Annotated in this window: 18 protein-coding genes and 1 pseudogene; 8 read left to right on the plus strand and 11 right to left on the minus strand. The window is 68.0% G+C overall.

Annotated elements, in window-relative coordinates; translation table 11 throughout:
- The first annotated feature begins 98 nt into the window (after positions 1 to 98).
- The 4 genes and pseudogenes from benA to RVF83_RS02600 all read left to right on the plus strand — a co-directional run bounded on the left by benA (position 99) and on the right by RVF83_RS02600 (position 7638).
- A complete protein-coding gene (gene benA / locus RVF83_RS02585) occupies positions 99 to 1490 on the plus strand; it encodes a benzoate 1,2-dioxygenase large subunit (RefSeq protein WP_039880336.1) in 1392 nt (463 codons plus the stop codon).
- Positions 1491 to 1501: 11 nt separating this feature from the next.
- Positions 1502 to 2041 (plus strand): benzoate 1,2-dioxygenase small subunit, encoded by a 540-nt coding sequence (gene benB, locus RVF83_RS02590; protein ID WP_005198091.1) that lies wholly within the window; start codon positions 1502 to 1504, stop codon positions 2039 to 2041.
- A 54-nt stretch (positions 2042 to 2095) separates the two neighbouring features.
- Entirely contained in the window at positions 2096 to 4909 is a 2814-nt protein-coding gene (benC, locus tag RVF83_RS02595) for a benzoate 1,2-dioxygenase electron transfer component BenC (protein ID WP_005198090.1), read from the plus strand.
- Between the two features lie 43 nt (positions 4910 to 4952).
- Positions 4953 to 7638 (plus strand): annotated as a pseudogene (locus tag RVF83_RS02600) (helix-turn-helix transcriptional regulator).
- 55 nt (positions 7639 to 7693) lie between these two features.
- Here RVF83_RS02600 and RVF83_RS02605 read toward each other — a convergent pair.
- The 4 genes from RVF83_RS02605 to RVF83_RS02620 are packed head-to-tail and all read right to left on the minus strand — an operon-like array spanning position 7694 to position 11141.
- Positions 7694 to 8347: a 3-oxoacid CoA-transferase subunit B gene (locus RVF83_RS02605; protein ID WP_005198088.1), complete on the minus strand. Its 654-nt coding sequence runs from the start codon at positions 8345 to 8347 to the stop codon at positions 7694 to 7696.
- Positions 8348 to 8356: 9 nt separating this feature from the next.
- Positions 8357 to 9139 carry a CoA transferase subunit A gene (locus RVF83_RS02610; protein WP_005198087.1) on the minus strand — a complete coding sequence of 261 codons (783 nt, stop codon included), beginning with the start codon at positions 9137 to 9139 and terminating at the stop codon, positions 8357 to 8359.
- On the minus strand, positions 9136 to 9909 hold the full coding sequence (pcaD, locus tag RVF83_RS02615; protein ID WP_005198077.1) for a 3-oxoadipate enol-lactonase: 774 nt from the start codon (positions 9907 to 9909) through the stop codon (positions 9136 to 9138). The genes RVF83_RS02610 and pcaD overlap by 4 nt, the downstream gene beginning before the upstream one ends.
- Positions 9906 to 11141 (minus strand): acetyl-CoA C-acetyltransferase, encoded by a 1236-nt coding sequence (locus tag RVF83_RS02620; protein ID WP_005198075.1) that lies wholly within the window; start codon positions 11139 to 11141, stop codon positions 9906 to 9908. Before RVF83_RS02620 ends, pcaD begins: the two co-directional genes overlap by 4 nt.
- A 90-nt stretch (positions 11142 to 11231) precedes the next feature.
- On the opposite strand from RVF83_RS02620, the gene RVF83_RS02625 reads away from it, so the two are divergent.
- Positions 11232 to 12122 carry a LysR substrate-binding domain-containing protein gene (locus RVF83_RS02625; RefSeq protein WP_005198073.1) on the plus strand — a complete coding sequence of 297 codons (891 nt, stop codon included), beginning with the start codon at positions 11232 to 11234 and terminating at the stop codon, positions 12120 to 12122.
- An 88-nt stretch (positions 12123 to 12210) separates the two neighbouring features.
- Here RVF83_RS02625 and RVF83_RS02630 read toward each other — a convergent pair whose 3' ends face one another.
- The gene (locus RVF83_RS02630) at positions 12211 to 12987 is read right to left on the minus strand and encodes an enoyl-CoA hydratase (protein ID WP_005198071.1); all 777 of its coding nucleotides are present in this window, start codon (positions 12985 to 12987) and stop codon (positions 12211 to 12213) included.
- A 30-nt stretch (positions 12988 to 13017) separates the two neighbouring features.
- Positions 13018 to 14091, minus strand: coding sequence for an enoyl-CoA hydratase/isomerase family protein (locus RVF83_RS02635; RefSeq protein ID WP_005198069.1), 1074 nt, complete (start codon positions 14089 to 14091; stop codon positions 13018 to 13020).
- Between the two features lie 106 nt (positions 14092 to 14197).
- On the opposite strand from RVF83_RS02635, the gene RVF83_RS02640 reads away from it, so the two are divergent.
- Positions 14198 to 15070, plus strand: coding sequence for a siderophore-interacting protein (locus RVF83_RS02640; RefSeq protein ID WP_005198067.1), 873 nt, complete (start codon positions 14198 to 14200; stop codon positions 15068 to 15070).
- A gap of 25 nt (positions 15071 to 15095) precedes the next feature.
- Here RVF83_RS02640 and RVF83_RS02645 read toward each other — a convergent pair whose 3' ends face one another.
- A complete protein-coding gene (locus tag RVF83_RS02645; RefSeq protein WP_005198065.1) occupies positions 15096 to 15593 on the minus strand; it encodes a MarR family winged helix-turn-helix transcriptional regulator in 498 nt (165 codons plus the stop codon).
- A 66-nt stretch (positions 15594 to 15659) separates the two neighbouring features.
- Between RVF83_RS02645 and RVF83_RS02650 the strand changes: the two genes are divergently transcribed.
- A complete protein-coding gene (locus tag RVF83_RS02650; protein WP_005198064.1) occupies positions 15660 to 17060 on the plus strand; it encodes an FUSC family protein in 1401 nt (466 codons plus the stop codon).
- Here RVF83_RS02650 and RVF83_RS02655 read toward each other — a convergent pair.
- A complete protein-coding gene (locus tag RVF83_RS02655) occupies positions 17057 to 17929 on the minus strand; it encodes an SDR family oxidoreductase (protein ID WP_005198063.1) in 873 nt (290 codons plus the stop codon). The genes RVF83_RS02650 and RVF83_RS02655 overlap by 4 nt on opposite strands.
- Positions 17926 to 18429 carry a MarR family winged helix-turn-helix transcriptional regulator gene (locus RVF83_RS02660; protein WP_005198061.1) on the minus strand — a complete coding sequence of 168 codons (504 nt, stop codon included), beginning with the start codon at positions 18427 to 18429 and terminating at the stop codon, positions 17926 to 17928. Before RVF83_RS02660 ends, RVF83_RS02655 begins: the two co-directional genes overlap by 4 nt.
- Before the next feature lie 95 nt (positions 18430 to 18524).
- Here RVF83_RS02660 and RVF83_RS02665 point away from each other — a divergent pair, with 95 nt between their 5' ends.
- Entirely contained in the window at positions 18525 to 19997 is a 1473-nt protein-coding gene (locus tag RVF83_RS02665; protein ID WP_005198059.1) for an MFS transporter, read from the plus strand.
- Positions 19998 to 20078: 81 nt separating this feature from the next.
- Here the strand turns inward: RVF83_RS02665 and RVF83_RS02670 are convergent, their stop codons facing one another.
- Both RVF83_RS02670 and RVF83_RS02675 read right to left on the minus strand, forming a co-directional pair.
- Positions 20079 to 20822 carry a GntR family transcriptional regulator gene (locus RVF83_RS02670; protein WP_005198058.1) on the minus strand — a complete coding sequence of 248 codons (744 nt, stop codon included), beginning with the start codon at positions 20820 to 20822 and terminating at the stop codon, positions 20079 to 20081.
- A 47-nt stretch (positions 20823 to 20869) separates the two neighbouring features.
- Positions 20870 to 22021: an acyl-CoA dehydrogenase family protein gene (locus tag RVF83_RS02675; protein WP_005198057.1), complete on the minus strand. Its 1152-nt coding sequence runs from the start codon at positions 22019 to 22021 to the stop codon at positions 20870 to 20872.
- Positions 22022 to 22183 lie beyond the last annotated feature (162 nt).

A 22183-nucleotide genomic window follows, 5' to 3' on the forward strand; every position in this document is an offset into this window, starting at 1 on the left:
AATCGGATGCTTGGTCAGGACTGGCCATTGCCCTAGTGTGATCGGCACCACGCGGGTGCGACAGTGCAATGAGCAGCCAAAATCTGGAGGTACAGCACATGACCGCGTCCGTAACGGAACATCTTCACCACGTGAACTCTGTCCTCGGCGACGCGGTCGTCGACGACCGCGAGGCCGGCGTCTATCGCGCCAACCGTCGGATCTTCACCGACGAGGACATCTTCGAGCTGGAGATGAAGCACATCTTCGAGGGCAACTGGATCTACCTGGCCCACGAGAGTCAGGTGCCCAACCCCGGCGACTACTTCACCACCTACATCGGCCGGCAGCCCGTGGTCATCACCCGGGACAAGAGCGGCGAGCTGCACTGCCTCATCAACGCCTGCGCCCACCGCGGGGCCATGATCTGCCGCCGCAAGACCGACAACCGGATGACCCTCACCTGCCCGTTCCACGGATGGACCTTCCGCAACGACGGCACCCTGCTGAAGGTCAAGGACCCCGAGGGCGCGGGCTACCCCGACACCTTCGACGTCAACGGCTCACACAACCTCACCAAGGTCGCCCGCTTCGACAGCTACCGCGGCTTCCTGTTCGGCAGCCTGAACGACGACGTGCAATCGCTCGACGATCATCTCGGCGACACCCGCCTGGTCATCGACATGCTGGTGGACCAGTCGCCGGACGGCCTCGAGGTGCTGCGCGGTTCGTCGACCTACACCTACGACGGGAACTGGAAGGTCCAGGCGGAGAACGGCGCCGACGGGTACCACGTCACCGCGACCCACTGGAACTACGCCGCCACCACCTCGCGGCGCGGCACCGGCGAGTCCAAGAACGACACCAAGGCACTCGACGCCGGCGGATGGGGCAAGTCCGGTGGCGGTTACTGGTCGTACCCCAACGGCCATCTATGCCTGTGGACCTGGGCGGCCAATCCGCAGGACCGGCCGCTCTGGGACAAGATGGACGACCTCAAGAAGACCCACGGCGACGCCAAGGGCGAGTTCATGGTGAAGGGCTCGCGCAACCTGTGCCTGTACCCGAACGTCTATCTGATGGACCAGTTCTCGACCCAGATCCGTCACTTCCGGCCGATCGCGCCGGACAAGACCGAGGTCACCATCTACTGCATCGCCCCCAAGGGTGAGAGCGACTCCGCACGCGCGCACCGTATCCGCCAGTACGAGGACTTCTTCAACGCGTCGGGTATGGCCACCCCCGACGATCTCGAGGAGTTCCGCTCCTGCCAGCTCACCTTCCGCGCGCAGGCCGCTCCGTGGAACGACATGAGCCGAGGTGCGCAGCACTGGCTGACCGGACCGGACGAGGTCGCCGAGTCGCTGGGCATGACCGGCGTCATCTCCGCCGGAGTCAAGAACGAGGACGAGGGCCTCTACCCCGTCCAGCACGGTTACTGGCTCGAGACGATGCGCGCTGCGGTGGCCGCCGAAGAGGAATCCGCGACCGCAGCCGCCGAGAAGCACTGAAGGGGAACGGGATGACGACCACCGAGAACACCGCCGCGACCGGGACGGACGCCGGCGGGAAACTGATCACGCAGAACATGATCGAGCAGTTCCTCTATCGAGAGGCGCGCTATCTCGACGACCGCGAGTTCGAGAAGTGGCTCGACTGCTACGCCGACGACGTCGTGTACTGGATGCCCGCCTGGGACGACAACGATCGCCTGACCGAGGACCCGCAGCGCGAGATCTCGCTCATCTACTACGGCAACAAGGGCGGCCTCGAGGACCGGGTGTTCCGGATTCGTACCGAGAGGTCCTCGGCCACCTCCCTTCCCGAACCGCGCACCAGCCACAACATCAGCAACGTCGAGGTGATCGAACGGCGCGGCGACCTCGTCGACGTCCGATTCAATTGGCACACGATGTATTTCCGGTACAACACGGTCGACCCGTACTACGGGACCTCGTTCTACACCATCGACTTCTCCGGTGAACGCCCGTTGATCCGGCGCAAGACGATCGTGCTGAAGAACGACTACATCCACCACGTGGTGGACGTGTACCACTTCTGACCTTCACCTCACCAGCCCCGACCACCCGAAACGCCGATCAAGAGGATCCCGTCCATGACTGTCACCACCGATGCAGAGGCCGGCGCCGCCGCCGGCACCGCGAACACCCATCAGGTGGCGCTGTCCTTCGAGGACGGGGTCACCCGATTCGTCACCTGCCGCGAGGATCAGACCGTCGCCGACGCCTCCTACCGGCAGCGCATCAACATTCCGCTCGACTGTCGCGACGGCGCCTGCGGAACATGTAAGGCGTTCTGCGAGTCCGGCGACTACGACGGCGGCACCTACATCGAGGATGCTCTCTCCGACGACGAATCGGCACAGGGTTTTGCGCTGCCGTGCTGCATGAAGCCGAAATCCGATCTGGTGCTGCAGATCGCGGCCACCTCGGACGTCGCGAAGACACAGGCCGCGAGGTTCACCGGCACCGTCGTCGGGCTCGATCGTCTCTCGGAGTCGACGATGCGCCTGGAGATCCGGATCGAGAACCGCGGACAGTTGGCGTTCCTTCCCGGCCAGTACGTGAACATCGAGGTCCCCGGTAGCGATGACGGCGACGGGAATCCCATCCGGCGGTCGTACTCCTTCGCCAACGGGCCACACGAGGACCGACTGGTCTTCCTGATCAAGCTCACCCCGGGCGGGGCGATGTCGACGTATCTGACCGACCGCGCCACCCAGGGCGAGGAGATCAGCTTCACCGGGCCGCACGGTTCGTTCTTCCTTCGCGAGGCCACCCGCCCGGTGCTGTTGCTGGCCGGCGGCACCGGCCTGGCCCCGATCCTGTCGATGCTGCGAAAGCTGCACGCCGACAACAGCCGTCGGAAGGTACACCTGATCTACGGTGTCTCCACCGACACCGACCTGGTCGCGACCGACGAGATCGAGTACTTCGCCGACAAGTTGCCGGGCTTCACCTGGGACCACTGTGTCTCGGACCCGGCCAGCTCGGCGACCAACAAGGGTTATGTGATGAGCCTGATCGAACCGGCTCATCTCTACGACGGCGACGTCGCGATCTACCTCTGCGGTCCGCCGCCCATGGTCGAGGCCGTGCGCAAGCACGTCGCGCAGGCCGGGATCGAACCGACCGGCTTCTACTACGAGAAGTTCGCGCTGGCCGCCAAGCCCACGGCCGCCGCGGAGAACGAGGTCGCCGGGGCCGAGACCGACGAGTCTGCTCCGGTCGTCGTGGCGGCGGCGACTGGTCGTGCGGCGGTGGAAGAGCTCCTATTCGCAACCGACGCCCGCGCGGTCGCGGGACAGCTGACGCTGCCGGCTGCCGAACTCGACAGCCGGCCGGGACCCCAATCCGGCACCCCCGACGACGACTCGCTCGTACGCGTTGCCGGACAACAGATGTGGCGCGGCGGGATCGGCGGCCCGGACCTCGATCCCGACGACGGCGCGATCCGGCCGACGGTGTCGGACGCGACCGGGACCGTGCGCACGATCGCCGGGCAGGAGATGTTCGCGGCGTCGGACCTCACCCAGCTACACGCTTCCGGTCCGACTCCCGCGCCGGTCACCGGAACCCCGCACGAGGACACCGCTTCCGCCGAGCCCGTCACCGCTCCGACCGTGGTCGGTTCGCAGGGTTATCAGATCGGTGAGGAACACCCGGCCATCCACGAGTCGGACGCCCTGTTCGAGGCGCGTGCCGCGCTCGAACTGGGCGCGCTGGAACTGACCTTCGGCCGCCTGAACACCAAGCAGCTGACCGGCTACCGGTTGCTCGCCGACGCCACCGTGCCCTACGTCGACGGGGACCGGTTCGTCGATGCCGCCCAGTACACCGAGACCAACGCCGCCTTCCACGACTACCTGTTCACGCTCACGGGCAACGACCACCTGCTCGAGGCCTACAAGGCCCTCGGGGTGAAGGGCCGGATGACCGAGGTGCTGCGCAACGCGACGTGGTGCCACCCGCTGTGCGCACAGGACCATCTCGACATCGTGTCGGCCTTCGAATCCGGCGACCACGACGCCGCCCGGGAGCTGATCGCCGCTCATGCCGAACGGTCCAAGCAGACGATGCGTCGTGCGATGGCCGACGAGATGACTTCGCGCCGACCGCGTTTCGTCACCCCCGGCCGCTTCGCCGGCAAGGTCGTGGTGATCACCGGCGCCGCACAGGGAATCGGTGAACAGGCCGCGCGCCGGATCAGCGCCGAAGGCGGAAAGGTCGTCCTGGCCGACCGGTCGGACCTCGTCGAGGAGGTCGCGCGTGACCTCGAGTCGACCGGTCCCGGGGCGGTGTCGGCGATCGCGGACCTGGAGTCCTACGACGGCGCCGAGTCGGTGGTCCGCCGGGCCATCGCCTCCTACGGCCGCGTCGACGTGCTGATCAACAACGTCGGCGGGGCGATCAACTTCAAACCGTTCACCGAGTTCACCGACGCACAGATCCGGGCGGAGATCGACCGGTCCCTGATGACCACGCTGTACTCGTGCCGAGCTGTTCTGCCGTCGATGATCGACAACGGCGGCGGGGTGATCGTCAACGTCTCCTCCGCCGCGACCCGCGGAATCCATCGCATCCCCTACTCGGCCGCCAAGGGCGCCGTCAACGCGATGACCGCGTCGCTGGCGATGGAATACGCCGACGCCGGTGTCCGCGTGGTGGCCGCTGCGCCCGGTGGCACCGAGGCCCCGCCCCGCCGGATCTCCCGCGGCACCCCCGAGCCGCGGAACGAGACCGAGGCGCAGTGGTATCAGGCCCACATCGATCAGACCAAGGCGTCGTCCCTGATGAACCGATACGGGACGCTCGACGAGCAGGCCGCGGCGATCTGTTTCCTGGCGTCGGACGAGGCGTCGTACATCACCGGCACGGTCCTGCCGGTCGCGGGCGGCGACCAGGGATAGGAACCCGAGGCCACCGGCGTCCACGGTTACCTACCATGGAGCGATGATGGTCACTGCCGCATGTGTCGGTCGGGACCGCGAGATCGACGTGTTGTCGTCGCGGCTCCGCACCGTTTCCGGGGCGGAACTGATCGCCATCTCCGGGAATCCGGGTTGCGGCAAGTCGACCCTGCTCACCCACCTCGTCCAGTACCACCTGGCGTCCCCGGACGCCGGCACCTCGTTGTGGGCACGGGTCTCGCCCTGGCAGGCCGCCACTCCGGGTTCGCTGATCCGTCAACTCCTCCAGGACCAGCAGGTCGAGCCGGATCGCGCCGGCGATCTCGTGGACGCCCTACTCGAGGCGACGACGTCGGATGGCCCGGTGCTCGTGGCTGTCGACGACGCCGACCTCGCCGACGAGGAGTCGCTCCACGCGTTGGTGACGCTGATCCGGGAGCACCGGGCACGTCGCATCCTCGTCGTCGTGACGACAGCTCGGCCCGGCACCCGCCTCGCCGGACAGGCCTTCGACGAGCTGCGACTCGAGGGGGTCGATGCACAGGGCACCGCGGATCTGGCCGGACAGCGCGGCATCGTGCTCCATCCCGCGATGCGCGCGGAACTGACCCGGCACACGTCGGGCAATCCACGAGACATCGTGGCCCTGCTCGACGAGGTACCGGCCGGGACCTGGTCACGCAGTGACGCCCAGCTCCCGGCCCCCGCACACGTCGTCCGTGCGGTGCGCGAGCGACTCCCGGAGTCTGGCACGCCCGCCCGCGCGCTCATCGAGGCGCTCGCGATACTCGATGTCGCCGAACCACTCTCGACCGCTCTGGCCCTCGCCGGCGTCGAGGACCCGCTGGCGGCGATCGACGACGCGCGACGCACCGGTCTGGTCACCTCCGACGGCGCGCTGACGCCCGCCGAGGTGCAGCCCCGGATCGTCACCCCCCTGGTGCGCGCCGCCATCCTCGAGGTCCTGGGGATGAAGGCCGTGGGCGCTGCGCACCGACGGGCGGCCGACGTGGTCGTCGATCCGGCGCGCCGGCTCCATCACCGGGTGGCCGCCACCCCGACCGCCGATGCCGGTCTCGCCGACGACCTGGCCGATCTCGCCCGCATGCGCGGTGCCGACGGCGCATGGGCGGAGGCCGCCGGTCTCTACCGCCAGTCGGGCCGGCTCACGCCCGATCCGCTCGAGCGCGACACCCGAGTGACCCTCGCGGTCGATTCGCTTCTCGCCGCGGGTGATTGCACCGGTGCCGGCGCCTTGGTCCCGACGGTGGAGAGCTTGCGCGAGACACCGCTGCGCAATGCGACGCTGGCGTACCTGGCCATCCTGCGGGGACGCTCGGCGGAAGCGCAGCTGCGCCTCGATCGCGCCTGGGACATCGTCAACGTCGATCGTGAACCCGACGTGGCCGCCCTGATCGCCCAGCGCCGCGTGTTGCACAACCTCGTACGGTGCCAGGGCGCCGAGTTGGTGACCTGGGCCGATCGGGCGATCACGATGGCCGGGAGCGGGTCGGCGGCCCGCGTGGAGGCCGCGGTCATCCGTGGGCTCGGATTGGCGTGGTCGGGGCATCCCGACGCCGCCCGCGCCGAGTACGATTCGGTCTCCGAACAGATCCGGTACGGCGCGCAGGCGCAGCGCGCGATCATGGGTCGCGGGTGGTTGCAGCTGGGACTCGACGAGATCGACGCCGCCCGAACCAATCTCGAGACCGCCGTGTCGATGGCACAGTTGGGCGGTTCCACGCGCATCTCGATGTGGGCGGTGGCCTGGCTGGCACGGGTGCAGTTCCTCACCGGCGACTGGGACGAGGCCATGCGCAACGTGGAAGCCGGCCATGGGCTGGCACGATCCAGTGGCATCGCGCTGACGACGCCGCTGCTGAACTGGACGGCGAGCCAGATTCATTCGCTGCGGGGCGACTGGGAGGAAGCTCACCGCAGTGTCGCCGAGAACACCACCTCCGCGGGCGATTACGAGATCATGCGCATCCCGGACATGCTGGCACGTGCTCAGCTCGCCGAGGCCGCGGCGGATTACGGAAAGGTCCGGCGCATCCTCGCACCGCTGAGAACGATGTCCGAGAGCGTCCCCGCGCTGTCCGAACCCGGCCTGTGGCCCTGGGGTGGACGTACTGGCGAATGCCCTCGTCCTGGAGGGTCAATACGACGCGGCCGACGATCTGCTCCGGGCCTACGAGAAACGGTCGGAGGAACGCGGACACCGCTCGTCTGCCGCCCGGATGAAGTACGCGCGCGGACGGTTCCTCGGTGCCACCGGCGACATACACGGTGCGCGTCGGACTTTCGAGGAGGGCATCGAACTCCTCGACGGCCTCGGGCTCCGCTACGACCAGGCGCGGGTCAATTTCGCGTACGGCCAGACGTTGCGACGGGCAGGCAAACGACGCGCCGCCGACGCCGTCATCGGGACCGCCCGCGATCTGTACGTCTCGCTGGGCGCGACGACCTACGTGGAGCGCTGCGACCGCGAGTTGAAGGCCGGCGGCCTGGCGGTCTCACGCGTCGAGAATGCCCACGCCGCGAAGGACGTCGCCGAGCTCACCCCGCAGGAGGAAGCGGTGACCGCGCTCGTGGCGCGTGGGCTCTCCAACCGTGAGGTGGCTGCCGAACTGTTCATCTCGCCCAAGACCGTGCAGTACCACCTGACCCGGATCTACGCGAAGCTCGGACTGCGGTCACGGTCGGAGCTGGCGGCCTCGCGCCGTTGAGAGACCGCCATCTCCGACCCTGATCGCAGGTTCGGTCGACCGCTGCGTACCGGCCTCAGACCGCGGCGTGCACCGCGGTGCGATCGGTCACCGGGGCACCGGTCTTCTCGACGACGGTGGCGAAGTCGACACCGGGAGCCAGTTCCACGACCTCGAAACCCGTTCCGGCGACGTCGAACACGCCCAGGTCGGTGATGACGCGGCTCACCACGCTCCGGCCGGTCAGCGGCAGGGCGCAGTGCTCGAGGAGCTTCGGCTCCCCCTTCTTGGTGACGTGCTCCATGAGCACGATCACCTTGCCGGCCCCGTTGACGAGGTCCATGGCGCCGCCGATCCCCTTCACGAGCGCGCCGGGCACCATCCAGTTGGCGAGGTCGCCGTTCATCGCCACCTGCATCCCACCGAGGACGGCCACGTCGACGTGCCCGCCGCGGATCATCGCGAAACTGGTGGCGGAGTCGAAGTACGACGCCCCGGGCAGCACGGACACGGTCTGCTTGCCGGCGTTGATCAGGTCGGGATCGACCTCGTCGTCGTACGGGAAGGGGCCGACGCCGAGGATGCCGTTCTCGGCGTGGAGGTAGATCCCCGAGTCGTCGGGCAACTGGTCGGGAATCAGGGTCGGCAGACCGATCCCCAGGTTGACGTAGTCGCCGCGGGTGAGTTCCTTTGCCGCTCGGGCGGCCATCTCGTTCCGGTTCCAGGTCATGGCGGTCTCCTATACGGTTGCGGCGGTCGGGCGCTCGCGGATGGTGCGCTTCTCGATTCCCTTGCGCAAGGCCTGTTCCGGGGTCAGTTCGAGAACGCGCTGGACGAAGATGCCGGGGAGATGGATCTCGTCGGGCCCGAGTTCGCCGACCTCCACGACCTTTTCCGCCTCGACGATCGTCGTGCGGCCCGACATCGCGGCCGGCGGATTGAAATTGCGTGCCGCGGCGTGGAATCTGCAGTTTCCGGCCCTGTCCACGACGGCGGCGCGCACCAGTGCGTAGTCGGTGACGATCGCTTCCTCGAGCACCATCGGCTTGCCGTTGAAGGTGCGGACCTCCTTGGGCGGGGAGGCCTCGGCGACGGTGCCGTCGGCGTTGTAGCGCCACGGCAGTCCGCCCTCTTCGACGAGGGTGCCGACACCGGTGGGGGTGAAGAAGGCGCCGATTCCGCTGCCGCCGGCGCGCATCCGCTCGGCGAGGGTGCCCTGCGGGGTGAGTTCGACGGTGACCTCACCGGAGAGGAACTGGCGCCCGAACTCCTTGTTCTCGCCGATGTAGGAGGCGATCACTTTGTCGATACGGCGGTTCTCGAGAAGCAGACCGAGACCCGCGCCGTCGACACCGCAGTTGTTGGAGACGATGGTCAGGTTCTTCGCGCCCTGCGCGAGGAGGGCGTCGATGAGAAAGCCGGGGATGCCGGCGAGGCCGAAACCGCCCACCGCGAGGCTTGCACCGTCGGGAATGTCGGCGACGGCATCGGCTGCCGAGGCGACCACTTTGTCGTAACTCATTGCTGCTCCAGGTGTTCGATCAGGGCGGGGTTGATGATGTCGGGCTGCTGGGCGTTCGCCAGGTGGGCGGCGTCGGGCACGACGAGGAGGCGGCCGTTCTGCACGTTGTCCGCGATCTCCTCGAGTTTGGCCGGCGGCGTCGCGGGGTCGTCGGCGCCTGCGATCGCGAGCACCGGCGCGGTGATCGACGGCAGGTCGCCGCGGAGATCCATCTCGGCGATGACCTCGCAGCACGAGGCATACCCCTCGGCCGGGGTCGCGGCCACCATGTCCTCGTGGAACTTTCGTGAACTGCCGTAGGTACTCAGGTACTCGGGTGTGAACCACCGCTGCACAACGGACTCGGCGACGGCACCGGTTCCCTGGTCACGCACCATGGCGGCCCGGTCGAGCCAGGCCTCCCGCGGCGAGAGCTGAGCCCCGGTGCAGAACAACGACACCCGGTCGACCCGTTCGGGATTGCGCGCGGCGACCCGCATCATGGTCATGCCGCCGAGGGAGAGACCCACGAGATGCGCGCGCTCGATGTCGAGACGGTCGAGCAGGGCGATGACGTCGTCGGCGAGATCGTCGATCGTGTACGGCCCTTGCGGAACCGGGGACTCACCGTGACCGCGGGTGTCGTAGCGGACGACGCGGAACCGTGCCTCGAGGGCGGCCAGCTGCGCATCCCACATGCGGTGCGTGGACCCGAGCGAGTTCGACAGGACCACCGCGGGACCATCGGTGCGTCCGGAGACGACGGCGTGCACCTGCACCGGGGCGCTCATCGGGTCGCCTCGAAGATCGCGGCGAGGCCCTGTCCGCCACCGATGCACATGGTCTCGAGGACGTAGCGCGCCTCTCGACGGCGGGCCTCGTAGGCGGCGGTGGCGAGGATCCGGCCGCCTGTCGCGCCGATCGGATGGCCCAGGGAGATCCCGGAACCGTTGGGGTTCAGACGTTCGTCGCCGGCATCGATCTTCCATTCGTCGAGGCAGGCGAGGACCTGCGCGGCGAATGCCTCGTTGAGTTCGATCAGGTCCATCTCGTCGAGGGTGAGGTCGGCGCGGTTCAGTGCGGCCGCAGTGGCGCCGACCGGGCCGATGCCCATCGTCTCGGGCTCGCAGCCGGTCACGGCCCAGGAACGCAGGGCGAGAAGCGGTTCCAGTCCACGACGCCGTGCTTCGGCGCGGGTGGTCACCACGCACATGGCCGCGCCGTCGTTCTGTCCCGAGGCGTTGCCCGCGGTGACCGTGGACTCCGCGTCGAGCTTGAGCCGGATGGGGCGCAGCTTGCCGAGGGATTCCGCGGTGGCATCGGCGCGCGGGTGCTCGTCACGGTCGACGACGGTGTCGGGCTTGCCGCGGCGTCCGGGGATCGTGACCGGGACGAGTTCGTCTGAGAAGCGGCCCTCCTCGTGTGCGGTGACGGCCCGGTGGTGCGACCGCGCGGCGTACTCGTCCTGGTCGGCGCGGGAGATGCCGTACTTCGCGCGTAGATTCTCGGCGGTCTCGATCATGCCGCCGGGCACCGGATGCGACTCGCCGCCGGCGGTGAGACGTCCACGATCGAGGCGGTCCATCAGCTCGACGCCGCCCTGTTTGATCCCCGAGCGCAGACCGAGCGCGTAGTGCTCGACATTCGACATCGACTCGGCACCACCGGCGACCACGAGACGCGCACCGCCGGTCGCCACCGACGACGCGGCGGTCAGGATGGCCTGCAGGCCCGAGCCGCATCGACGGTCGATCTGCATGCCGGGGACACCGACGCCCAGACCGGCGTCGAGTGCGGCGATCCGGCCGAGGGCCGGCGACTCACCGCTCGCGTATCCCTGTCCGAGGATGACGTCGTCGATGTCGCCCTCACCGAGTCCGGTGCGCGATGCCAGTTCCTTCAGCAGGTCGGTGGCCAGACGGGTGACCGGCACGGAAGCGAGTGCCCCGCCCATGCGCCCGACGGGGGTGCGCAGGGGCGAACAGAGAACGATGTCGGTGTCCGCGGTAGTCGAAGAAGCCATGCACCCAGCCTAGGGACCTGCAGCTATATGGAGAAGTATCCATTTGGCCACCTTTCATATTTGTGGAGTATCAATCGGTAGGATGACCGCATGGAGCTGCGCCACCTGCGGTACTTTCGCGCGGTCGCCGAGGAGTTGCACTTCGGCCGCGCGGCCCAACGCCTGCACATCGCCCAGCCGCCGCTGTCCCAGCAGATCCGTCAGCTCGAGGAAGAACTCGGCATCGCCCTGCTCGTCCGTTCGACACGTCGCGTCGAACTGACCGCCGCCGGTGAGGACTACCTCCGGCAGGTCGAGGCCATCCTCGACTCCGTGGACGCCGCAGGTCGTCGAGCACAACGCATCGCCGACGGCCGTCAGGGCAACCTCGCGATCGGCTGCGTCGGGTCGGCGACCTACTCGCTGCTCCCCCGCTTCGTGCGCGCCCTGCGCGACGAGTTGCCCGACGTGGATGTCAGCGTCCGCGGCGAGATGCTGGCCCCCGAACAGCTAGCGGCACTGGAGTCGGGCGACATCGACCTGGCGCTGCTGCGCATGCCCGTCGAGACACGTGGCCTCCACGTCGAGTCGATCCGGAAGGACCGGCTGATCGTCGCGCTCCCCGCGGACCATCCGCTCGCCGACACCCCGGACGACCGGACCGTGGACATCGCGCAACTCCGTGGCGATGACTTCATCTCGCACGTGGGTGGCGGAAGGTCGGTGATCGCCGGAGTCCTGGCCGCCGCGTCGGAGCGCGCGGGTTTCGTGCCGCGTATCCGGCACGAGGTCGAGGAGACATCGACGCTCGTGACGCTGGTCGCGGCCGGACTCGGAGTGGCGATCGTGCCCGAACCGACCTCGGCGCTCGGCGTGGCCGGCGTCGTCTACCGACCCCTGTCCGCACCGATCGACCAGGTGGCCCTGGCGGCCGCCTACGCGGCGGCTCGTCGAACCCCGCTCATCGAACGGGCGGTCGCGGTTCTGCGCACGCTCTCCTGAACGCGGCAAACCCACCCTTTTTCCGCAAACCCACCAGCCGAGCGCGGGGTGGGAATACGGAAAAAGGGTGGGTTCGCGGCTTTTCAGATCAGCGGTGCGTGAAGTTCGGGTCCCGCTTCTCGACGAAGGCGGCCATCCCCTCGGTCTGGTCGTCGGTGGCGAAGGTCGAGTAGAACAGGCCCCGCTCGGCGCGGACGCCCTCGGTCAGGCCCGACTCGAAGGCACGGTTGACGGCCTCCTTGGCGAGGGCCGACGCGATGAGCGACTTGGAGGCGATGACCTCGGCGATCTCGATGGCCTTGGCGAGGGCTTCTTCCTTGGGGAAGACGCGCGACACGAGGCCCGCACGCTCGGCCTCCTCGACCGTCATGTTGCGGCCGGTGAGGATCATGTCCATCGCCTTGGCCTTGCCGACGGCGCGGGTGAGGCGCTGCGAGCCACCGATGCCCGGGATGACGCCGAGGTTGATCTCCGGCTGACCGAAGACGGCGTTGTCGCCGGCGATGATGAAGTCGCAGAGCATGGCGAGTTCGCAGCCGCCGCCGAGGGCGTAGCCGGTGACCGCGGCGACGATCGGGGTGCGGGTGCGTGCCAGCTCGTCCCAGGCGCCGAAGAACTGCTGGTTGGCAACCTCGGCGTAGGTCTTGGTGGACATCTCCTTGATGTCGGCGCCGGCGGCGAACGCCTTCTCCGAACCGGTGATGACGATGGCACCGATGGCCTCGTCGACGTCGAATTCCTTGACGACGCCGACCACTTCGTTCATGAGCTCGGAGTTGAGGGCGTTGAGCGCCTTGGGGCGGTTGAGGGTGATGATGCCGACCCGGCCGCGGCGTTCGACGAGGATGGTCTGGTATTCGGTCACGTGTTTCCTTCTTCCGGTTGAGGTGGTCGGTCAGGCAGGGAACGTCAGGTCGTGCGGCAGCGGTGCGAAGAACGCGTCGACGCCCGCCTCCGAGAATTCTGCCCAACTCGGGTTGCGGTCCTTGTCGATGACCTGTGCGCGGATGCCCTCGGCCATGTCGGGATGCAGGAGGCACCGGAGGGAGACGCGGTATTCGCGGACCAGGGTGTCTTCGAGGGTCGCGTCGTTCGCAGCCTCGCGCAGCGACCGCAGCGTGACCGCGAGCGCGGTGGGGCTCTTGGCCGCGATGGTGTCGGCGGTCTTGGTGGCCGCCTCGGTGCCGACCGCGCGGCAACGCTCGATGATCTCCGAGATGGTCCCGGCGGCGAAGGCTTCGGAGATCCACTCACGCTGTGCGGCGAGCTCGGACTCGGGGGCCTCGGTGGCATACTCCGCGATCGCGGCGTCGACTCCGGATGTTCCGATGGCCTCGATGAACGCGGTCAGCGACTCGGACGGGACGAAGTGGTCAGCGAGCCCCATGGCGATCGCGTCGGCGCCACGGAGGTGGGCCGCGGTGAGTCCGGCATACAGGCCGAGCCCGTCCGGGACGCGCGAGAGCAGATGCGTACCACCGACATCGGGGACGAATCCGATGCCGACCTCGGGCATGGCCAGACGCGTGCGGTCGGTCACGATGCGCACGTTGCCGTGCGCGGAGACGCCGACACCGCCGCCCATGACGATGCCGTCCATGATCGCGACATAGCTCTTGGGGTAGCTCGAGATCGCGGCGTTGAGGCGGTACTCGTCGAACCAGAACTTTGCCGACGGCGAGTTCTCGGCGTCGATGTCGGTGGAGTCGGGATTTCCGCTGAGCGCCGCGGCGTCGCGATGGATCGCGACGATGTCCCCGCCCGCACACAGTCCGCGCTCGCCGGCGCCGTAGAGGACGACGGCCGCGACCGTGTCGTCACCGGCCCATTCGTCGAGTCGCTCCGCGATCTCGGTGGCCATCTCGTGGTCGATCGCATTGATCGACTTCGGACGGTTGAGGATCAGCGACCGCGCCGACCCGTTCTCCTCCGTCAGGACAGACGGGACCAGCACTGATTGTTCCGACACGATCGAAACTCCTCTCCACACCGACAGGCCTCCACAGATGGTTGCATATCCTAGTAACAGAGGCCAGACCCCGGGTGCCCGGCGGTAGTTAGGTTAGGGTGACCTCATGGGCTACTCGAGAGCACGCGTCCGCAGGGCCGATCACCTGACGCCCAACCTGCGCCGACTGACATTCGACGTCGCCGACCTGCCCGGCCTGGGACTACCTGGCGTCGCCGACGAGGCGGTGGGCATCTACTTCCCTTTCGAGTCGCAGCGCTCCACTCCGGACATGGAGTGCCGGGACGGAGTCTGGGCCTACTACGACACCGTTCCCGCGCCGGATGGGCGCAACTACTCGATCCGCGCCGCCGACCCGATGGCGGGAACCGTCGTCGTGGATTTCGTCATCCACGCCGCAGGGCCGGCGACCACCTGGGCCCAGCGCACCGAACCCGGCCACGACGTCGTCATGACGCACGCCCGCAGCTGGTTCACTCCGCCGGCCCGGACCAGCCGACTCGTGCTGGCCGCCGACCTCGCCGGACTCCCCGCGCTCGCGCGGATCGTCGAAGAACTCCCGTCGACCGATGGCGTGACCGTGGTGGCCGAGGTGCCGTCGCCGACCGACCTCGCCTACCTACCCGAGCGCGAGGTCGAGATGGTCACGCTGATCGGCGGCAACGGACGGACCCCGAGCCGACTGGCGGAGACCGTCGCAGGGTTGGACCTCCCGAACACGGCCGGGTACTGCTGGTTTGCCGGTGAGGCCTCCGAATCGCGGACCGTCCGCAAACACCTGCGAAGCGAATTGCGTTGGGGCCGAGAGTCCTACGACGTCATCGGTTACTGGCGACAGGACGCCGAACGCTGGACCCGACGCTATTCCGAGCGCAGCACCGAGCTTTTCGCGGTGTACCGGCAGGCCCTGGCCGACGGGAAGACCGAGAAAGAGGCATCCGAGGAGTTCGACGAGGCCCTCGAACGCGTCGGACTCTAGCGCGCCCACTTCGAGACCGGCGGGTTCACTCCACGTTGCGCGTGACCCGCCTCAACAGGTCCACCAGCGTCTCGATCTCCGTGTCGTCGAGGTCGGCGAGCATCTGGTGTTCGCTCTCGACGCGACGAGGGAACTCCTCGTCGACGAGTGCACGCCCGGCCGCCGTCAGCGACAGCAGGACCACCCGTCCGTCTCGTTCGAGGCGTTTCCGTTCGACCAGCCCCATCGACGCGAGGCGTTCGACGTTCTTGGTGGTCGACGCCCCGGAGATCCCGGCGACCGAGGTGACCTCGCTGGCGCGGAGCGGGACGTCGCTGCGGGCGAGTGCACCGAGCACGTCGAACTCGGTGCGGGTGATCCCGCGAGGCGCGAGGTCGCGGTCGAATCGGACGAGCGCCAGCGAACTGATCCGCACGATGCGCCCGATGACATCGACCGGCCGGATGTCGAGGTCGGGGTACCGCGCCGCCCACTCCCCGCGGACACGATCGACGTAATCCGATCCCTCGGAGCGCTCTGACATGCGACGATCCTAGCCCTTCACAGATGTTTTATAGATATTTTACTGCAAAAGTATTACGGTGGACGGATGCACGACTCCGCCACATCGACCCGTGACCCCAGCCGGTTGCAGCATTCGCGCAGGGCATTGGCACATTCGGTGTCCCCGGCCGCGTGGCGCGGCACGCTCGAGTTCCGCCGGGCCGACCCGACAGTGGCGATCGCCTTCCGCGTCGGACTCGCCGGTGCGATCGTCCTGGTCGCCGGTGGACTCCTCGGCCTGACCGAGATCGCCGGGTTCGCCGCGCTCGGTTCACTGGCGGCCGCGTTCCTTCGCTACGAGCCCTACCCCCGGCTGGCCCGCAAGCTCGCGGGAGTCGCGGCACTGATCGTCGCCTACACGGCACTCGGCGCCGTGCTCGGCGTGATGGGCGCATCGATCTGGACTCAGGTGGTGCTGGTGTCGGCGGGCGCGGGGATCGCCTACTGGCTCGTCCTGGTCTTCGGCATCACCGGCCCCGGGCCCGTTGTCATGATCTTCGCCGCGGCGGGTGCAGCCGGGTTCGCGGACACCTGGGCCGACGCCGCCTCCGTCACCGGGGCCGCCGTCCTCGGCGGTCTCGTCGGATGGGTGGTGGCGATGGCTCCCGCGTTGTCCCATCCGCACAGCCCGGCGCGGGTGGCCGTGGCCCGCGCCCTCGCCGCCGTGTCGGCGATCGAACAGCAGGGCGACCGTGCGGTTACGGCAGCGCACGCGGTGATCGCCCGCGCTCGGGAGACCATCGCATACACCCCGAAGCGCCGCGTCGACGATCACGTCCGCGAGCTGGTGACACTGCTCGACGCCGCCGAGGACGCCCTCGACGACCGCGAATCCGGATCGCCCAGACGGAACGACTTCGCGCGGCTCGAGGCCGAACTCCGCAAGGTGCGCAGCGACATCCGCACGCCACGGACGGCCCCTCAGACCCGGCCGGGCACCACACGAGCCCCCGGCCACCACCGCACGGCGAAGGACAAGGCGTTGTGGTTCAGCGCCGCCCGCGTGGGCCTCGCATCCCTGGTGGCCGGCGCGTTCGCGGCCGGCGTCGGACTCGATCACCCGTTGTGGGCGACGCTCGGCACGATCGCCACGCTGCAGGGCGTGAACTACGGCCACGCCGTTCAACGAGGCATCCAGCGACTCGTCGGGAACACCGCAGGCGCCCTGCTCGCGGCCGTGTTGATCTTTGCCGGCCTCGGCTATTGGCCGCTGGTCGTGGTGGTCGTGGCCTGTCAGACGGCCGCGGAACTGACGGTGACCCGCAACTACGCGGTGGCCTCTACCTTTGTCACCGCGATGGCGTTGCTGCTGACCTCGATCGGCCATCCCGTCGGCACCGGGATCGCGGCCGCCCGCATCGGCGACACACTCGTCGGCGTCGTCGTCGGAGTCGTGCTGGCGGCGTTCACCATTCGCCTCGACGACCGCGAGCACCTAGCGCGCTAGTACTGGGCGACCTGCCCGTCCTTCGGGGCGCGGTACATCTTCCACACCAGCTTCGGGATCCCGCGCACCGGCAGCGGTTTCGGCCAGTCCCGGGTACGCATGAGGGCCTCGGTTCCGCCGTCGACGGTGATGACGGTGCCGGCCATGAAGTCGGCGGCCGGCGACAGCATGGTCATCACCCACGCGGCGAGCTGTTCCGGGGTTCCGAACTCGCGCACCGGAACCGGGAACGACGTCACGGCCTTGGCCTGCGGGCTGTCGAGCTGAGCCTGCAACAGCGGCGTCATCACCGGGCCGGGGGCGATCACGTTGATCCGGATGCCCGCGCCCGCCCACTCCGGCTTGGTGCCTTGCCAGCGGGCCCACTGGGTGACCGCGATCTTCGACGCCGCATACGCGACGGGCGCGGTGACTCCGCGGCGTCGCAGGATCTGCCGGGTGGCGCCGGCGGCGTCTCCGTTGATGAGCCGGCGGATCGCACCGCGCGGCACCAGCGGTGTCACGGTCGTCGAATTGGAGCCGAAGACAACCACTTTCGCCTTGTCCGCAGCAGCCAGAGCCGGGCGCCAGGCAGTCAACAGGTCGGTGACGCCGAGGACGTTGACCTCGGTGATCATCCGCTCGCGCCCCTTGGTCGGCCCCATCCCGGCGGCGAGGACCGCACCGTCGAGCTTGCCCCCGGCCTTGGCCAGGACGTCCGCGGCGGCCTTCTGCCGACCATGCGTGGTCGACAGGTCGGCGACCACATCGGCATCCCGCAGATCGACGCCGATCACCGTGTGACCTTCCCCGGACAGGGATCTGGCCACCGCCGCTCCCATTCCCGACGCCGATCCGGTCACCACGTACGTGCCGCTCCCAGTGGTCATGCCAGCCCTCTCTTGAACCTCTGATCGCTCTTCTTGTCCCGCTCACCGGTCCCATGCCGGTCTTGCGTCCGTTCATAGGCATCGTTGAACGCCCGTAATTCGTGGAGCAGCGCCTCGGGGTTGCCCGGCGCGAGGTCGGCGAAGACCTGCTCCAGCCGCTGCGCACGCAACAACCCGTCGCGCTTGAAGGCCTCGCGGCCGAGTTCGGTCGGGCGGATCAGCTTGGACAACGAGTCCTCCACCTCGAAACGCTCGAGATAGCCGTGCTTGATCGCGGCGTTCACCTGTCGGTTCACCGTGGACTGCTCGAGTTCGAGCTCCTCGGTCAGTTCACGAAGGGTCCGCGGCCGCCCGTCGGACAGAACCCACAAAATGGCAAACGCCGACTTCTCCAGTCCCACGGACGGATGGACGAGGCTCCGGCGCCGGGACATGCGCAGCAATTCAGCCGCCAGGTCTCGGTGTACCGGCGATTGCCACGGCGCGTGGTCCTCGGACATGGCTCCTCCATCACATTCGACCAGGACAATCTACTGTCCGGTTTGCCTATGTACGTTACATATGTATGCTGCATACCTCGAAGGAGGTCTCAGATATGAGCCACGTACAAGGTCAGGCGCCTGCCGCCGACCAGGCCGCAGCCGACAAGGCACCCGCCGGCGCCGTCATCAGCGTCGTGGTGCTCTGCTTCGGCGGCCTCGTCGCTTCGCTGATGCAGACCCTGATCATCCCGATCCAGCCGGATCTGCCGCGTCTCCTCGGCACCTCGATCGGCAACGCCTCATGGATCATCACCGCCACGCTGCTCGCGGCAGCCGTCGCGATGCCGATCGCCGGCCGTCTCGGTGACATGTTCGGCAAGCAGCGCGTCCTGCTCGCGAGCGCCGCGCTGCTCACCTTCGGTTCGCTCCTCTGCGCGCTCGGCGACTCCCTGATCCCGCTGATCATCGGACGCGGCGTCCAAGGCCTGGCGATGGGCTTCATCCCGGTCGGCATGAGCCTCATCCGCGAGATCACCCCGCCGCGCATCACGTCCATGGCCGTGGCCGCGATGTCGGCGACCCTCGGCGTCGGTGGCGCCATCGGCCTACCCCTGTCGGCCTGGATCGTCCAGACCTGGGATTGGCACGCTCTCTTCTGGGTCGCCACCGGCCTCGGCGTGCTCATCGTGGTCGCCGTCCTCGTCTTCCTCCCCCGCGTGAACACCGCCGCGGGCGGACGCCTCGACATCCCCGGTGCCGTTGGCCTGGCCATCGGCCTCTCGGCCTTCCTCATCGCCGTCTCGAAGGCCAACGACTGGGGCTGGACCTCGGCCAGCACGCTGGGTCTGGGCCTCGGCGGCATCGCCGTGCTGGTTCTGTGGGGATTCTTCGAACTCCGCCAGCGGGAGCCGCTGGTCGACCTGCGGACGTCGGCTCGTCCGGCCGTGCTGCTGACCAACATCGCGGCTGCGGCCATCGGTTTCGGCATGATGGCGCAGGCGATCATCCTGCCGATGCTGTTGCGACTCCCCGAGGCGACCGGATACGGCCTGGGACAGTCGATTCTGGCTGCGGGCCTGTGGATGGCCCCGGGCGGCCTGATGATGATGTTCTTCGCACCGCTCTCGGGTCTGCTGATCAACCGGATCGGTGCCAAGTTCACCCTCGCGATCGGTGCGACCATCCTCGGCGCCGGCTACATCTTCGCCTTCTTCCTCATGGACTCGGCGTGGAAGCTGATGCTCGCCTCGATCATCTGCGCCATCGGCGTGGGCATCGGTTACGCGGCCATGCCGACCCTGATAATGGGCTCGGTGCCGCCGACCGAGGCCGGCGCGGCCGTCGGCCTGAACGGCCTGATGCGTTCGCTGGGCACCACCGTCGCCTCCGCCGTCATGGCCCTCGTCCTGGCCAGCGCGACCATCTCGCTGGGCGGCACCGAGGTCCCCGACGAATCGACGTTCACCTGGTGCTTCCTGATCGCGGCCGCCGCAGCCTTCGTCGGCGTGGCGATCACCCTGCTGATCCCCACCAAGGCAAAGGCATCGAGCATCGTCGAGGAGCAACCGGCACCCGCCGCCGACTGATCCTCGGGAGACACGACAGTGGCCCGGCAGTCCTGGACTGCTGGGCCACTCTCGTTCGGGCACCTCAGGGTCGCATCTACCTCATAGGCCGCTGCGGCGCAGCGTCACGCGGTAGGTGTAATGCTCGGGCAGGAAGTAACTGACCGCGAGTTCCACGGCTCGCCCCCTCGAGTCGGTGTAGAGCCGGTCGACGCGCAGCACGGCGTGTCCTTCTGGGCAGCCGAGACGCCGTGCGACCTCGGCGTCAGCGGTGGTGGCCGTGATCGATTGCGCGCATTCGTCGATCGGATACCGCAGATGCGGTTCGAGCAGGCCGATCATCGTGGAGTCGCTTGTCGCCCCGGCCTTCACCTCAGGCGCGTCGATCACGAGCCGCGCCACCGACTCCGGCCACGACACCGTCGTGACCACGAACGGCACACCGTCGTGCAATCGCTGGAACACGATCCGGTAGACGACGTCGGTGTCGAGGCGCAGGCGCCCTGCGCTCTCGAGATCCACTCGACGGGAGGGAGATTCGAGGACCCGCATCTCGGTGTCGGTGGACAGGTTCATCAGGTCGTCGATCGACCCGAGCTGCCGCAGGTACTGCCCGGCGTTCTCGGTTGCGAAGGTCCCTCGACCGGGCACGCGGTACACCGAACCCTCGGTGACGAGTTCGAGGAAGGCGCGGCGCACCGTCTGCCTGCTCAGCCCGTACTCCTGCGAGAGCTCGGACTCCGTGGGCAGCCGGACGCCCCCCTTGTAGAGCCCCTGCGCGATGTGCGAACGCAATTCGGCGGCCAGCACCTTGTACGCCGGCTCGGACTGCCCGACCTCGCCCATCCCACTCCCCTGCTCGAGTACCACCGCTGCCGGCCGAACCGTCGCCGTCAGATACCGCCCCGCGCCACGAGCTGCGCGGCGATCACATTGCGCTGGATCTCGTTGGTGCCCTCACCGACGATCATCAACGGCGCGTCGCGGAAGTACCGCTCGACGTCGAATTCGGTGGAGTAACCGTAACCGCCGTGAATGCGAACTGCGTTGAGAGCGATCTCCATCGCGACCTCGGAGGCGTACAGCTTCGCCATGCCGGCCTCCATGTCGCAGCGCTCGCCCTTGTCGTACTGCTCGGCAGCGTGCCAGGTGAGTTGCCGGGCCGCGGTCAGCTTGGTCGCCATGTCGGCGAGGTAGTTACCGATCGATTGGTGCTTCCAGATCGGCTGACCGAAGGACTCGCGCTGCTGCGCGTAGGCCAGCGAGTCCTCGAGGGCGGCTGTCGCGACACCCAGTGCGCGACAGGCGACCTGGATGCGCCCGGTCTCCAGACCCTTCATCATCTGCCCGAACCCCTGGCCGGGCACCGTGCCGAGGATCGCCGACCGGGGAGCTCGGTAACCGTCGAACGCGAGCTCGCAGCTCTCCACTCCCTTGTAACCCAGCTTAGGCAGGTCGCGCGAGACCGTCAGTCCGGGACCGTGTTCGACGAGGACGATCGAGATGCCCTTGTGCCGCGGCCGGGCCGCCGGATCGGTCTTGCACAGCAGCGCGATCAGTCCCGAGCGTCGGGCATTGCTGATCCAGGTCTTGGCGCCGCTGATGACCAGCTCGTCACCGTCTTCCTTCGCGACGGTCGACATCGCCTGCAGGTCGGAACCGCCGCCGGGCTCGGTCAGGGCCATCGTCGCCCGCATCTCTCCCGTGGCCATCCGCGGCAGATAGTTCTGCTTCTGCTCCTCGGTGCCGAACAGCGTGATCAGCTTGGCGACGACGGTGTGACCGCCCATCGCACCCGCGAGGCTCATCCAACCACGGGCGAGCTCCTGGGTCACCCGCGCGTAGCAGGGCATCGAGACCGGCGAGCCGCCGTACTCCTCGGGCACGGCCAGGCCGTAGATCCCTATCTGCTTCATCTGCTCGATCCACTTCTCCGGGTATTCGTTGGCGTGCTCGACCTCCTGCACGGTCGGCTTGACCTCGCGATCGACAAATCGCCGAACGGTCTCGACGAGGAAGGATTCTTCGGCTGACAGCGTGCTCATGGAGGGGCTCACCTGTGCTCTTCGTGATCGGGCGGATTTGTACGGCCATTTTGGCCATCGGCCGTACCTATGTCAACCTTTCCTTCAGACGTCCAGGTCTGATAGAACCGTGACGGCACACTTTGGCCGCACATTTGAACCCGACATCCGGGTTGTCACGAT

The sequence above is a fragment of the Gordonia rubripertincta genome (assembly GCF_038024875.1).
Lineage (GTDB): Bacteria > Actinomycetota > Actinomycetes > Mycobacteriales > Mycobacteriaceae > Gordonia > Gordonia rubripertincta.